We start from the raw sequence: 15,094 nt of genomic DNA, 5'->3' as shown, positions 1-15,094 counted from the left end.
GCATGACCCAGTTGGCCAAGTTCCCCAGCTTGCGCGGCAAGCGTGTATTCATTACCGGCGGCGGCACCGGCATCGGCGAGGCGATGGTGATCTCGTTCGCCGAGCAGGGCGCAAGAGTCGCCTTTGTCGACATCGCCCGCGACCCCAGCCTGGCCCTGTGCCGGCGCGTGAAGGAAGCCGGCTACCCCGAGCCGTTGTTCCGCGCGTGCGACATCACCGATATCGCGGCCCTGAAGGCCACCATGGCCGAACTGGCGGGCGCCATCGGCGACTTCGACATCCTCGTCAACAACGCCGCCAACGACCAGCGCCACGAAACCCAAGATGTCACCGTCGAGTACTGGGACCAGCGCATTGCGATCAACCAGCGCCCGATGTTCTTCACCTGCCAGGCCGTTTTCAACGGCATGAGGGAGAAGGGCGCCGGCGCCATCATCAATGTCGGCTCGATCTCGTGGCAGGTCAAGAATGCCGGCTATCCCGTGTATGCCACCGCCAAGGCGGCCACCCATGGCCTGACGCGTGGCCTGGCCCGCGAGTTCGGCGCCCACGGCATCCGCGCCAATACCGTCACGCCGGGCTGGGTGATGACCGAGCGCCAGGTCGAGCTGTGGCTCGATGACGCCGGCGAGCAGGATATCAAGCGCAACCAATGCCTGCCCACCAAGCTGATGCCGCAAAATATCGCGTCGATGGTGCTGTTCCTGGCCGCCGACGACGGCGCCATGTGCACGGCGCAGGAATTCATTGTCGATGGAGGATGGGTTTAACATGGTGAAGAATTTCATTTCCGCGCTCGCGGTTGGCGTGATGGCCGCGCCAGGTGCCATGGCACTCAGCCCCACCAGTGATACGAAGCTGACGGTATTGGCAAGCCCCGATCGACACGTCACGGTCAGCGTCATCGCCAGGACCGGCAAGCCGTTGATGTACACCGTCGCGCGCGATGGCAAGCCGGTACTGCTGCCGTCGGCACTGGGCCTGCAGTTGCAGGGCGCCGACCTGTCCGGCGCACTGACGATCACGAACGCGTCGCAGGACAAAGCGATCACCGACGACTACCGCATGGCGGTCGGCAAAAAGCGCGACATCAGCTACCGCGCCAACGAAAGAACCTGGACCGTGCAGAATGCACAGAACCAGAAGATGGACATCGTGTTCCGCGTCTCCAACGACGGCGTGGCCTTCCGCTACGTTGTCGCCGAACCATCGCTGCCGCGCAAGACGCTGGTGCAGGAGCGCACCACGTTCGCGTTCCCGGCGGGCGCGAAGGCCTGGCTGCAACCGATGTCGGTGGCGCAAACCGGCTGGGAGCGCACCAATCCTTCTTACGAAGAGCATTACCGGATGGACATCGCGGTGGGCACGACGTCGCCGTCGCCGGCCGGCTGGGTATTCCCGGCGCTGTACCAGAGCGGCGAGACCTGGGTCGCGCTGTCCGAAGCGGGTATGGACGGCAGCTACCAGGCTTCGCGCCTGGCGGCCAACTCCAGGGATGGGGTGTACCGCATCGGCAATCCGATGCCGGCCGAAGCCTATGGCGGCAAGGGCTTGCTGGCCGACGTGGCAGGCACGCTGACCACGCCATGGCGCCTGATTGCGCTCGGATCGCTGGCCACCGTCACCAACTCCACGCTGGGCACCGACCTGGCGGCGCCCGCCATCAAGTTCGACGCGCGGCTGGTCAAGCCGGGCCACGCGTCGTGGAGCTGGGCGCTGCTCAAGGACGATGGCACGGTGTATGACGTGCAGAAGAAATTCATCGACTACGCGGCCGACATGCACTGGGATTACACCCTGATCGACGCCGACTGGGACCAGAAAATTGGCTACGAAAAGGTGAAGCAGCTGGCCGATTACGCCGCCACCAAAAACGTCGGCCTGCTGCTCTGGTATAACTCGTCCGGCCCGTGGAACGGCACCAAGTATTCACCGAAGGGCAAGCTGCTCACCCACGAGCAGCGAGTGGCTGAATTCAAGCGCATCCGCGCCATGGGCATCAAGGGCGTGAAGATCGACTTCTTCAACGGCGACTCGCAGGCGATGATGGCGTATTACGTCGATATCCTCAACGATGCGGCGGCGGCGGGCCTGCTGGTGAACTTCCACGGTTCCACGCTGCCGCGCGGCTGGCACCGCACCTGGCCCAACCTGATGACGATGGAATCGGTCAAGGGCTTCGAGTTCACCAGCTTCGAGCAAAAGGATGAAGATGCGATGCCCACCCACGTGGCCATGCTGCCGTTTACCCGCAACCTGTTCGATCCGATGGACTTTACGCCGATGGTATTCGGCGACATTCCCAACATCAAGCGCACCAGCAGCAACGGCTTCGAGCTGGCCACGTCGGTGCTGATGGTCTCCGGCATCCAGCACTTCGCCGAGCGTCCCGAGGGCATGGCGACCGCGCCGGCCTACGTAAAAGACTTCTTGCGTGAACTGCCGCGCAGCTGGGACGACAGCCGCTACGTCGATGGCTACCCTGGCAAGTACGCGGTGATCGCGCGCCGCGCCGGCGACACCTGGTATATCGCCGGCATCAACGCCACCGGGGAAGACAAAACGCTCACGCTCGACCTGTCGTTCGCCGGCAGCGGCGCGGCGCGCATCATCAGCGATGGGGAAGCCGTCACCGGCAACCCCGCCAGTTTCAGCCAGCGCAGCATTGACGCCGGCGAGAAAGCAGTAGTCACCATCAAGCCGCATGGCGGCTTCGTAATAACAAAAAAACAGTAACCAGGAGACCCGTATGAACCCTATCAAACACGCCGTAGCCACCCTGTGCCTGATCGCCGCCGGCGGTTACGCTTATGCCGCGCCAGTGAGCGTCACCATCGACACCACCAGGCCCGGCCCGGTGATCAACAAGAACGTCTACGGCCAGTTTGCCGAACACCTGGGCACCGGCATTTACGAAGGCATGTATGTCGGCCCCAAATCGAAGATCCCCAACACCCGTGGCTGGCGTAACGACGTGATCGGCGCGCTGAAGGAAATGCACGTGCCGCTGGTGCGCTGGCCGGGCGGCTGCTTCGCCGACGAATACCACTGGCGTGACGGCATCGGCGCGCGCGAAAAGCGCCCGGTCAAGGTCAACACCAACTGGGGCGGCGTGGAGGAATCGAATGCTGTCGGCACCCACGAGTTCTTCGACCTGGCCGAGCAGCTGGGCGCCGACACCTACGTGAACGGCAACCTGGGCACCGGCAGCGCACAGGAAATGTCGGAATGGGTGGAGTACATGACCTCCGACAGCAAATCGACGCTGGCCGAACTGCGCCGCAAAAATGGCCGCGACAAGCCATTCAAGGTGGACTTCTTCGCCATCGGTAACGAGGCCTGGGGCTGCGGCGGCAACATGACGCCGCGCTACTACACGGACCTGTACAAGCAGACCGAAACCTTCCTGCGCGCGCCCAAGCACCTGCGCCCGCAAATCATCGCCAGCGGCGGCAACGATTACGACACCACGTGGACCGACATGATCAGCCGCGAGGCCAAGAAGCAGACCTACGGCATCAGCTTCCACTACTACACCATCCCGACCGGCAAGTGGGAAGTGAAGGGCGCGGCCACCGGCTTCAAGGAAGCCGAATGGTTCTCGACCCTGTCGAACACCCTCAAGATCGACAGCATGATCAAGAAAAATGTCGAAGTCCTGGACCGCAACGACCCCGAGAAAAAAATCGGCTTCCTGGTCGATGAATGGGGCACCTGGTACGACGTGGAGAAGGGCACCAACGCCGGTTTCCTGTACCAGCAAAACACGCTGCGCGACGCGGTGGTGGCGGCGCTTAACTTCAACATCTTCCACGAGCACGCCGACCGCGTGCGCATGACCAATATCGCGCAGATGGTCAACGTGCTGCAGGCGATGATCCTGACCGACAAGGACAAGATGCTGCTGACACCAACCTACCACGCCTACCATATGTACGTGCCGTTCCAGGATGCGACGTCGCTGCCGATCACGCTCAAGGACAATCCGCAGTACTCGTACAACGGCAGCAGCATTCCTGAGATCAGTGCGTCCGCCGCGCGCGCCAAGGACGGCAAGCTGTACCTGGCACTGGTGAACACCAATCCGAACCAGGAAGCCGAAGTGGCGGTCGATGTTCCGGGTGTCGCGATCAAGTCGGTCAAGGGACGCGTGCTGACCGCACCGGCCCTCGACACCCACAACACCTTCCAGGCGCCGGACACCATCAAGCCTGTACCGTTCAGCGCGAGTGCCGGCGCCGATGGCAAGCTGACGATCAAGATCCCGTCGAAAGCGGTGATCGTGGTGGCGGTGGAGTAAGCGCCATGGCGGACACCGGCTGCGCGCGCCGTAAGGCCAGCGCGGCTGGTGTCCGTGCGCGTCCCCGCCTGCGCGGGGAGGTCGAAATTTTACGTCTAGGGTTACAATGAAGTCTCTCATCTCCTCGATCATTCTCGCTGCCGCCACCATGGCAGCCCTTCCAGCGACCGCCAAAGAAGTCAGCGTCCACGACCCCGTGATGGCCAAGGAAGGAGATACCTTTTACGTTTTCTCCACCGGCCCTGGTATCACCTTCTACAGCTCCAAGGACATGAAACACTGGAAGCCGGAAGGTCGCGTGTTTGCCGGCCAGCCCACGTGGGCCAGGCGCGCCGCGCCGACGTTCGACGACCATATCTGGGCGCCGGACATCCAGCATCACAACGGTAAATACTATTTATATTATTCGGTCTCCGGCTTCGGGAAAAATACTTCCGGCATGGGCGTTACCGTCAACAAGACGCTCGATCCGCGCTCGCCCGACTACCGCTGGGAAGACCAGGGCATGGTGCTGCAATCGGTGCCGGTGCGCGACGACTGGAACGCCATCGATCCGAACGTGATCGAAGATGAAAACGGCGACGCCTGGATGTCGTTCGGTTCGTTCTGGAGCGGCCTGAAACTGGTCAAGCTCAATAAAGAATGGACCGGCCTGGCCGAACCGCAGGAGTGGCACGCGATTGCCGCCCGCCCGCGCAGCGACAAGGTGGCCGGCGAGTCGGCCGGTCCCGCCGAAATCGAAGCGCCGTTCATCTTCAAAAAGAACGGTTATTACTATTTGTTCGCCTCCTTTGGCCTGTGCTGCAAGAAGGCCGACAGCACCTATCACGTCGTCGTAGGGCGCTCGAAGTCGGTCAAGGGGCCGTACCTGGACCAGCAAGGCGTGGACATGGTCAAGGGCGGCGGCTCGCTCTTGATCGCCGGCGACAAGGACTGGAAAGGACTGGGCCACAACAGCGCCTACACCATGGACGGCAAGGACTACCTGGTGCTGCACGCGTACGAGAGGGCGGACAACTACCTGCAAAAGCTGAAAATCATGGAAATGAAATGGGACAAGAGCGGCTGGCCGACCGTGGACCAGGCGGACCTGAACAAGTATCGCAGCGTGCTGCTGCCTGCCAAATGAAACCCCGACTTCGCCGGCTGGCTGCCGTCACCCTGATCGCTGTCACCAGCGCCGTCGCCGGTATCGTCAATGCGGCGCCATTAAAGCTGTTCCCATTGCAGGACGTACGCCTGGGCACCAGCCCGTTCCTGGAAGCGCAGCAGACCGACCTCCATTACATGATGGAGATGGACCCGGACCGCCTGCTGGCGCCATTTTTGCGCGAGGCTGGCCTGCCGCTCAAAAAGCCGACTTACGGCAACTGGGAGTCCAGCGGTCTCGATGGCCACATGGGCGGCCATTACCTGTCGGCGCTGGCGTTGATGTTTGCGTCCACCGGTGACGCTGAAGTCAAGCTGCGGCTCGATTACTTCGTGGCGCAGCTCAAGCGCTGCCAGGAAAAGAACGGCAATGGCTACCTCGGCGGCATCCCCGAGGGCAGCGCCGTGTGGCAGGCCATCGCGCGCGGTGAAATGAAGGCCGATAACTTCTCGGTCAACGGCAAATGGGTACCGTGGTACAACCTGCACAAGGTGTACGCGGGCCTGCGCGACGCATACAAATACGCCGGCAACGAGGACGCACGCACGATGCTGATCGCCATGTCCGACTGGGCGCTGGCACTGAGCGCGCACCTGACCGATGAACAGATGCAGAACATGCTGCGCGCGGAGCACGGCGGCATGAACGAGGTGCTGGCCGACGTGGCCGAGATGACGGGCCAGAAAAAGTACCTGGACCTGGCGGTGCGCTTTTCGCACCAGGCCGTCCTGCGCCCGCTCGAAGAAAAGCAGGACAAGCTCACCGGCCTGCACGCCAACACGCAAATTCCGAAAGTGATCGGCTTCAAACGCATCGGCGACATGACCGGCCGGCGCGACTGGCAGCAGGCCGCGCAGTTCTTCTGGCAGACCGTGCATGACCATCGCACGGTGGCAATCGGCGGCAACAGCGTCAAGGAGCACTTCCACGCCTCCAACGATTTTACGTCGATGATCGACGAGGTGGAGGGGCCCGAGACCTGCAATACCTACAATATGCTCAAGCTCACCGAGCTGCTGTTCCTCGGCGATGCCAGGGGTTCGTACACCGACTACTACGAGCGTGCGCTGTACAACCACATCCTGTCGTCGCAGCGGCCCAATACGGGCGGATTCGTCTACTTCACGCCGATGCGCCCCAATCACTACCGCGTGTATTCGCAGGTGGACCAGGGCATGTGGTGCTGCGTAGGGTCCGGTATCGAGAGCCACGCCAAGTACGGTGAATTCATCTACGCCCACGGCAAGGATGCGCTGTACGTCAACCTGTTCATCCCGTCCACGCTCAAGTGGAAAGAGAAGAACCTCACCATCACGCAAACCAGCCAGTTCCCGGACCAGGACCGCAGCACGATTACGGTCACTGGCAACGGCAAGTTCGCCATGAAGATCCGCTACCCGTCGTGGGTGGCGCGCGGCGCCATGCAGGTGACGATCAACGGGCGCGCGGTAGCCGCCAAGCCTGGCGCCGACAGCTACGTCAGCGTCGAGCGCCAATGGCAGAGCGGCGACAAGGTGGAAGTCAAGCTGCCGATGACGACCTGGCTGGAACAGATGCCGGACAAATCGAACTACTATGCCGTGCTGCACGGTCCCATCGTGCTGGCCGCGAAAACCGCGCCGATCGCGGGTGAGAAGCTCAGCTTCCTGGCCGACGACTCGCGCATGGGCCATATCGCCTCGGGCCCCGTGTGCCCGCTGGAGTCGGCGCCCACGCTGGTGAGCGACACGAAGGACTTCATGGACCGCTTCAAGCCGGTGCCGGGTCACCCGCTGACGTTCACGGCGCCGGGACTAGTCCAGGGCAAGGACGCGGGCAGCGTGGTCTTCATGCCGTTCTTCCGCCTGCATGATGCGCGCTACGTGATGTACTGGCCGTATTCCACGCCGGCCAACCTTCAGGCCATGCAGGCCAGGGCTGCCGAAGGTGAAAAGGAACGGCTGGCGTTGAACGCGCTGACCATCGACCAGGTGGCGCCGGGCGAGCAGCAACCCGAGTCCGACCACTTCTTCAAGTCTGACGGCGGCGACGCCGGCATCAACCAGGGCAGGCACTGGCGCCATGCGACCGGCTGGTTCAGCTACGACCTCACCGACAAAAAAGCGGAGGCGCGCACGCTGCGCCTGACCTACGCCAAGGGCGACGCCGGGCGCAAGTTCGACATCCTGGTCAATGGCGAACTGCTGGCACAAGTGGTGCTGGGCGACCAGGCCGATCAACCGTTTTACACGGTCGACTATCCGTTGCCGCCGACGCTGGTGGCTGCGGCCAGGGGCAAGCTGGTGGTGAAGTTCGTGGCCAGGGCCGGATCGGTCGCGGGCGGCCTGTACGGCCTGCGGCTGCTGCGGTCATACCCGAAATGATATGGAACATGCGCAAAATATGATTGGATAGATATTTCCTCAGCCCTTAGTATTTGTTCGATAAATACGAACTATAAGTACGTGCCATTCGGAGACTGAGGAGTTGAATATGAAGCTGAAAAACATCACTACCATCATCGTTGCTGGCCTGGCCCTTGCTGGCGCCACCGTGGCGCATGCCGCCAATCCGTTGTTCCCCAAGATCTTCACCGCCGATCCTGCCGCCTTCGTGGAAGACGGCGTGGCCTACCTGTACGTGGGCCGCGACGAAGCCACGCCCAAGGACAAGGACTACGTGATGAAGGAATGGCGCCTGTACTCGAGCTGCGACATGAAGAACTGGACCGACCGCGGCGTGCCGCTCAAGCCGTCCGCCTTCAAGTGGGCGATCGGTAAAGTCGATGCCTGGGCCTCGGACATCGTCAAGCGCGATGGCAAGTACTACTTCTATTCCACCGTCGATCACGCCACCATTCCCGGCCGCGCCATCGGCGTGGCGGTCGCCGACAAGCCGGAAGGCCCGTTCGTGGACGCGCGCGGTTCGGCGCTGGTATCGAACGACATGACCAGGGAGTCGCCGATCGCCTGGGATGATATCGACCCCGGTGTGTTTGTCGATGACGACGGCCAGGCCTATCTGTACTGGGGCAACACGGTACTGAAATACGCCAGGCTGAAAAAGAACATGACCGAGTTCGATGGTCCGATCGTCACCGTGGGCATGGACCGCTTTACCGAGGCGCCATACCTGCACAAGCGCAACGGCATCTACTACCTGTCGTACTCGCGCGAGTTTCCGGAAGAAACCGCGTACATGACCGGCCCGAGCCCCACCGGCCCGTGGACCTATCGCGGCGTGATCATGTCAAAAAACAAAGTGGTCAAGACCATCCACCACGCGTTCATCGAATTCAACGGCAAGTCGTACATCGTGTACCACAACGACAAGCTGCCTGGCGGCGGCGAGTACCGGCGCTCGGTGGCGGTGGAAGAGTTCACGTACAACGCCGACGGCACCATCCCGTACATCAAGCAGACCGCGGACGGGCCACAGGCCAACCCCAGTCCTGCTTGCAGCAAGTGAACGAGTGATATCGAAACAAGCGGTGTTGACTAAAAATCTATACCGTTTGTGATATCATTTTTCCTATGGAAACTAACCCGAACTGGTTTTTACGCGCACGCCTCAAGACGCGCCAGCTGCTGCTGCTGATCGCACTCGACGAACAACGCAACATCCACCGCGCCTCCGAAGAGCTGCACATGACGCAGCCGGCCGCGTCCAAGCAGTTGAAGGACCTGGAAGAAATGCTGGGCGTGCAGCTGTTCGACCGTCTACCGCGCGGCATGGAGCCGACCATCTACGGCGAAACCATGATACGCCACGCCCGCATGGCCCTGACCAGCCTGTCGATGGCGCACGAGGACATCGTCGCCATCAAGGCCGGCCTGGCCGGCCAGGTCGATATCGGCACCATCATGACGCCGGGGATTGCGCTGCTGCCGCAGGCGATCACGCGCACCAAGCAGGCCGCGCCGCGCCTGCGCATCGGCGTCGAAATGGAACAGTCCAACGTGCTGCTCGAGCAGTTGCAGCGCGGCCGCCTCGATTTCATGATCGGCCGGATTCCCGAACGCCAGAGCGCCCAGGGCCTGAGTTACGAAGAGCTGGGCGACGAGCCGGCGTGCGCGGTGGTGCGTCCGGGCCATCCGCTGCTCTCTGCCCGCAACCTGCAGCTGCGCGACATTTCATCGCAGCCGTGGATCCTGCCGCCGCAGGGCAGCATCCTGCGCGCGCGCTGCGAACTGATGTTCCGCCGCGCCGGGCTGGAAGTGCCGTTCAACGTGATCGACACCACGGCGGTCCTGATGATCAAGCCGCTCCTGCAGCAGACCGACGCGCTGAACGTGATGCCGGTGGCGGTGGCGCAGTACTACGAGTCCCAGGGCGTGCTGAAGATTTTGCCGATTGAACTGCCGTGCCGGATGGACGCCTACGGCATCATCATGGTCGATGGCCACCTGATGTCGCCAGGGGCGCAGCTGCTGCTGCGCTATGTGCGCGAAGTGGCGCGCGAGATTTACTGACCGATGGCCGCAGCCAGCGGCCCGGCCGAAACTGGCAAAGGCATCGAACAGCAACTTGGCCTCTGACGTGATTGCCCGTCCGGCGCGGCTCTGGCACACTGGCCGGATTACCAATCACGGTCGCGGGGATGTATGGGCAACGAGGTGCGGCAAAAGCGGTGGTGGAAGTGGCCGGCGAGGATGGTGCTGGGCGTGGCGGTCCTGGCGCTGCTGGCGGTGGCCGGCGGCTGGTTGTATTTGCGCGCCAGTCTGCCAGCGCTGGACGGCACGCAGGAGGCGCCCGGCCTGCAAGGTGCGGCCAGTGTGGCGCGCGATGTCCACGGTGTGCCGGTGATCAGCGGCGCCAGCCGGCTCGACGTGGCGTATGCCACCGGTTTCGTGCACGCCCAGGAGCGCTACTTCCAGATGGACCTGCTGCGCCGGGTGGCGGCCGGCGAGTTGTCGGAGCTGTTCGGCCCGCGCGCGCTGCCCACCGACCAGGCCCACCGGCTGCACCGGCTGCGCGCCCGCGCCGACCTGGCGCTGGCCGCGCTGCCGGCCGACGACCGGCAACTGCTGGACCGTTATACCGACGGCGTCAATGCCGGCCTGAATGCGTTGACAGCGCGACCGTTCGAGTATGTGCTGACGGGCGCCGCACCGCGTGCGTGGCGCGCGGCCGATTCGCTGCTGGTGATCTGGGCCATGTATTTCGACCTGCAGGGCAACCAGCTGCCGCGCGAACTGGCGCGCGGCTGGCTGCGCGAGCACACCGACCAAGCCCAGCGGGCGTTCCTGGCGCCGGCATACACCGAATGGGATGCGCCGCTCGATGCGCCAGCCGTTATCGGCGAGCAGGCGCCGATACCGGCCAGTGCGCCGCCATGGTGGGGCCGGCCGCGCGCGCCGGGCCAGGAGGCGGCGCGCCGCGTCGCCCTGGCCTCGTCCTCGACCGCGCCCTGGGCCGAACCGTCGGCCAAACCGTCAGCCGCGTGGTTGGAAGAACCGTCCGAAGCTGACATCGCTGCCGCCGCTGAACCCTCCGCCGCCTGGCTCAACACTGTCGGCAGCAACAACTGGGCGGTGGCCGGCAGCCGCAGCGACAGCGGTGCCGCCATCGTCGCCAACGATATGCACCTCGGCCTGCAACTGCCGGTGATCTGGTACCGCGCCGCCTTGCAGTTCCCGGACGGGAAGGGTGGACAGCGCCGCGTGGTGGGCGTGACGCTGCCCGGCGCGCCGGTCGTCGTGGTCGGCAGCAACGGCCAGGTGGCATGGGGTTTTACCAACAGCTATGGCGATTACCTGGACCTGGTGGCCGTTGCGGCAGATCCGGCGCACCCGCACCAGGTGCGCACACCGGCCGGCTGGGAAACGCCGGTAGTCCACCGCGAAACCATCGTCGTCAAGGGCGAACCCGATGCCACGCTGGTGGTGCGCGAGACGTCGCTCGGACCGCTGCGCGACGCCGCCGGCACGACCTACGCGGTGCGTTGGGCCGCACACCAGCCGGGCGCCGTCAACGTGCGCGCGCACCTGCTCGAAGACGTCGCCACGGTGGCGCAGGCGCTGGCACTGGCGCCCACGCTGGGCATCCCCGCGCAGAACATGGTGGCCGGCGACAGCGCGGGTCATATCGGCTGGACCATTGCCGGCCGCATTCCGCGCCGCGCCATGAACGCGCCGGACGCCAGCTATCCGCTGCGCGGCGACGCTCCGGCTGGTGACGTAACCTGGCAGGGCTGGCTGGCGGCGGGTGAGTATCCGCAAGTGGTCGATCCGGCCGGCGGCCAGCTGTTTACCGCCAACAGCCGCCAGCTGAACGGCGCCGGCGCCGCGCTGCTGGGCGATGGCGGTTTCGATCTCGGCGCGCGGTCGCGCCAGGTGCGCGCTGGCTTGAGCGCCCTCGGGGCGCGCACCGACGTCGCCAAGGTGTACGCGGTGGCGCTCGACGACCGCGCGCTGTTCCTGGCGCCGTGGCGCGACCGCGCCATCGCCGCGCTCGATGCGCAGGCGGTGGCCGGCCAGCCGGCGCGCGCGCAGGCACTGGCATTGCTGCGCTCCACCTGGACCGGCCATGCCAGCGTCGATTCGGTGGCGTACCGTCTCACCCGGGGCTACCTGTATGCGCTGTACGACATCCTGTACGGCGGCGCCGACCAGCAACTGGCCACGCTCGATCCCAAGGCCGGCATGGCGGCGGCCAGTTCGCGCTGGCCGGTCGCGGTGGCGCGCCTGCTCGATGCGCAGCCGCCGGCCTGGCTGCCGCCGCAGTACGCCAGCTGGCAGGCGCTGCAACTGGCGGCGCTCGACCGCGTGATCGCCGACCTGACCCGGGACGGCCGCAGCCTGGCCGACGCCACCTGGGGCCAGCGCAACACCGCCGCCAGCGCGCATCCGATGGCCGCTGCGATTCCGCTGCTGGGGCGCTACCTGAAAGTGCCGCCCGACATGCTGGCCGGCGACCAGCACATGCCGCGCGTAGCCGGCCCAACCTTTGGCGCCTCCGAACGGTTGACGGTGATGCCGGGGCGTGAGCAGGAAGGCGTGTTCAATATGCCGGGCGGCCAGAGCGGCCATCCGCTGTCGCCGTACTTTCTCGACGGTCGCAGCGACTGGGTGGCGGGGCGGCCCACGCCCTTGCTGCCGGGGCCGCCTGTGCACACCTTGAATTTCCGCAGACCTTGATCCATATCTAATAGCGGTCACGCGGCCGGAACCGCACGGGTGCCCGGAACTCCAATTGCTATAACCAGGAGTTCTGCCATGCTAAAAATTGCCCTCATCAGTTGCCACGCCTCGCCGCTGGCCGTTGCCGCCAGCTTCGATTGCGACAGCCCCGGCCTGTACGTCGCCCAGCTCGGAACCGAACTGGGCGCGCTCGGCTGCCAGGTCGATATCTTCACCCGCCGCGACCGTATCGAGCAGCCCCAGGTCCAGTACTGGCGGCCCAACGTGCGCGTCATCCACGTGCCGGCGGGCCCCATGCAACCCCAGCTCGAGCAGTTCGGGCGCTTCCTGGTGGGTTTTGCGCGGCGCCAGCGTGGCGGCTACGACATCGCCCATGCCTGCGACCTGGTGTCCGCCAGCGCGGCGCAGCAGTTGCGGCGTACGCTCGGTGTGCCTTATGTCGTCAGCCTGCAAGGAGCGCCGTCGCCGGCACCGACGCAGGCCGGCGGCGCAGCGGTCACCCTGCACCAGCAACTGCTGGTCGATGCCGACCGCGTGCTGGTGCCGTGCCGGCAGCAGCGCGACGCGTTGCAAGTCCAGCCCGGCACAGGTTCCGCCCGCATCGACATCGTGCCCTGCGGTTTCGATCCCGCAATGCTGTGGCCGGTCCGGCTGCGCGCGCGTGGGCTGCTGGGACTGCCCAAGGGGGCGTTGCTGGCGTTGCACGTGGGCCGGCTGGCGGCCGGCCACGGCGTCGACACCGCCATCGAGAGTATTGCGCAACTGGCCGGGCGGCACGGCGTGTCGGCACGGTTGCTGGTGGTGGGCACGGCCGCGCCCGGCGACCCCGGCCCTTTGCACGAGCTGCAGCACTTGCGCGACATGGCGCAGCGGCTCGATGTCGCGCTGATGGTCGCCGGGCCGCAGCCGGTGGCGGCGCTGCGCCACTGGTACAGCGCGACCGACGTGTGCATCGCCAGCCCGCACCAGCACGGCGGCGGTATGGCGGTGCTGGGCGCCATGGCCTGTGCCACGCCGGTGATTGGCGCGGCGGTGGCGGGGACGGGGGAGGACAGCGCCGGCATGGTGGTCGATGGCGAAAGCGGCTACCTGGTGGCGCCGCGTGATCCGGTGGCGCTGGCCAACCGGCTGGCCGCCTTGCACGCCAACCCGGTGCTGGCGCGCAGCCTCGGCGTGCAGGGCTGGCGCCGCGCGCAGCGCCATTACACCTGGCGCAGCGTGGCGCGGTGCCTGACGGCAGTCTATGCACAGGTGTTGGCCGGCGTGGCCGCCGAGTTGACCGTCGAACTGGCTGCCGAACTGGCCGTGGAGGTGGTCAACGAGGCGCCAGCGTTGCCTGGCGTATCCTGCCCAGCCCGAACAGCGGCCGCAGCAACGCCACCCGGCGCACCAGCTCGAATACGGCAAAGCTGATGGTCACGGTCAGGGTCACCAGCACCGCGCCTTCCACCAAAGGGGCCAGCTGCACCGGCTTGAGCCAGTGGGCCATGGTCACGATCAGGGTCTGGTGCAGGATATATACGGGGAACACCGCTTCGGTCAGGTAGCGTCGCGCCCCGCTGTCGCCGGTCACGTGGCGGTGGGCGTAGCCGCACACGGTCAGCACCGCCACCCACTGGTTCAGGCAGTAGATCGCTCCCATCAGCGGGCGCCACGGCGCCACGGCGGGGCTGTGCATCAGTTCGTGCGGCATGCTGTAGCACACCACCAGGATGGCCCAGCTGCCCAGCCACAGGCCCAGGCTGGTCCAGCGCAGTCGGTCCGCTTCCTGCCACACGCGCTGCTGGCCCGCCAGCAGGGCACCCAGCGCGAACAGGTAAAAGTATTGCGCATGGTTGTACCAGTCGCCGACCAGGGCGTGGGTGCTGGGGTAATGTTCGGCCAGCGTGAAGCGCGCCACCACCAGCGCTATCACCGGCAACAGCACCAGCTTCCAGCCGGCCAGCAGGCGTCCCACCAGGTTCGACAGCGCTGCCAGGCGGCTGCCGGCCAGCCAGGCCAGTGCGGCAAACACCATCGTGTACACCCACAGGTAGGCCACGAACCACAGGTGGTTCCAGGTCGGCATGGCCAGGCAGTCGTTGGCCCGGCAAAAGCCGGGGTAGCTGGTCATGTACAGCTTCAGGAAATCGCCGTAGCCGCCCTGGTAGGCCATTTTTTCCACCACCTCGAAGTACGACTGCGGCGGCACGATCACCAGCATGCCGAAGGCGAGTGGTACCAGCAGGCGCCAGCTGCGCCGGGCCATCAAGGTTGGCGCTTTCAGCTTGCCCAGCATGAAGCTGGTTGCCACGCCCGAGATCATGAACAGCAAGCCCAGCCGCCATGGCGCCGACACGATCATCAGCGGTTCGATGGCGTGGCCGGCGGCCGGGCTTTTGACGTGCCAGTCCCAGCTCACGTAATACATGCCGGTGTGGTAGAGGATCAGCACCAGGAAGGCGATGATGCGTATCCAGTCGAGAAAATACAGGCGTTGGTGATGGTGCATGGCGGCTCCGGAATCATGTGCGAGGTTCGATG

At 65.0% G+C, this 15,094-nt stretch carries 10 protein-coding genes; 9 read left to right on the top strand and 1 reads right to left on the bottom strand.

Annotation, left to right across the window (positions count from 1 at the left end; all coding sequences use genetic code 11):
- Positions 1 to 2 precede the first annotated feature (2 nt).
- The 9 genes from J2X54_RS09645 (at position 3) to J2X54_RS09605 (ending at position 13,984) form a co-directional block, all read left to right on the top strand.
- Positions 3 to 770 carry an SDR family oxidoreductase gene (locus J2X54_RS09645; RefSeq protein WP_310180070.1) on the top strand — a complete coding sequence of 256 codons (768 nt, stop codon included), beginning with the start codon at positions 3 to 5 and terminating at the stop codon, positions 768 to 770.
- Position 771: 1 nt separating this feature from the next.
- Positions 772 to 2,736, top strand: coding sequence for a glycoside hydrolase family 97 catalytic domain-containing protein (locus J2X54_RS09640; RefSeq protein ID WP_310180068.1), 1,965 nt, complete (start codon positions 772 to 774; stop codon positions 2,734 to 2,736).
- A gap of 13 nt (positions 2,737 to 2,749) precedes the next feature.
- Positions 2,750 to 4,300, top strand: coding sequence for an alpha-N-arabinofuranosidase (locus J2X54_RS09635; protein WP_070247369.1), 1,551 nt, complete (start codon positions 2,750 to 2,752; stop codon positions 4,298 to 4,300).
- A gap of 106 nt (positions 4,301 to 4,406) precedes the next feature.
- Positions 4,407 to 5,429: an arabinan endo-1,5-alpha-L-arabinosidase gene (locus tag J2X54_RS09630; RefSeq protein ID WP_310180065.1), complete on the top strand. Its 1,023-nt coding sequence runs from the start codon at positions 4,407 to 4,409 to the stop codon at positions 5,427 to 5,429.
- Positions 5,426 to 7,813 (top strand): glycoside hydrolase family 127 protein, encoded by a 2,388-nt coding sequence (locus J2X54_RS09625; RefSeq protein WP_310180063.1) that lies wholly within the window; start codon positions 5,426 to 5,428, stop codon positions 7,811 to 7,813. The genes J2X54_RS09630 and J2X54_RS09625 overlap by 4 nt, the downstream gene beginning before the upstream one ends.
- A gap of 109 nt (positions 7,814 to 7,922) precedes the next feature.
- Positions 7,923 to 8,897 carry a glycoside hydrolase family 43 protein gene (locus tag J2X54_RS09620; RefSeq protein ID WP_310180062.1) on the top strand — a complete coding sequence of 325 codons (975 nt, stop codon included), beginning with the start codon at positions 7,923 to 7,925 and terminating at the stop codon, positions 8,895 to 8,897.
- A 65-nt stretch (positions 8,898 to 8,962) separates the two neighbouring features.
- Complete coding sequence (locus J2X54_RS09615) at positions 8,963 to 9,901, top strand: LysR family transcriptional regulator (protein WP_070247365.1); 939 nt, start codon at positions 8,963 to 8,965, stop codon at positions 9,899 to 9,901.
- Positions 9,902 to 10,033: 132 nt separating this feature from the next.
- Positions 10,034 to 12,568, top strand: coding sequence for a penicillin acylase family protein (locus tag J2X54_RS09610; protein WP_310180060.1), 2,535 nt, complete (start codon positions 10,034 to 10,036; stop codon positions 12,566 to 12,568).
- Positions 12,569 to 12,646: 78 nt separating this feature from the next.
- Positions 12,647 to 13,984, top strand: a complete 1,338-nt coding sequence (locus J2X54_RS09605) for a glycosyltransferase (RefSeq protein ID WP_310180059.1) — start codon at positions 12,647 to 12,649, stop codon at positions 13,982 to 13,984.
- Here the strand turns inward: J2X54_RS09605 and J2X54_RS09600 are convergent.
- Positions 13,887 to 15,062: an acyltransferase family protein gene (locus tag J2X54_RS09600; RefSeq protein WP_310180058.1), complete on the bottom strand. Its 1,176-nt coding sequence runs from the start codon at positions 15,060 to 15,062 to the stop codon at positions 13,887 to 13,889. The two genes, J2X54_RS09605 and J2X54_RS09600, sit on opposite strands and share 98 nt — an antisense overlap.
- Between the last annotated feature and the right edge of the window lie 32 nt (positions 15,063 to 15,094).

Origin of the sequence: Duganella sp. 3397 (assembly GCF_031456625.1) — a bacterium.
GTDB classification, from domain to species: Bacteria; Pseudomonadota; Gammaproteobacteria; order Burkholderiales; family Burkholderiaceae_D; genus Rugamonas; species Rugamonas phyllosphaerae.
The sequence above is the reverse complement of the archived record's forward strand: the minus strand, read 5'-3'. Positions and strand labels throughout refer to the sequence as shown.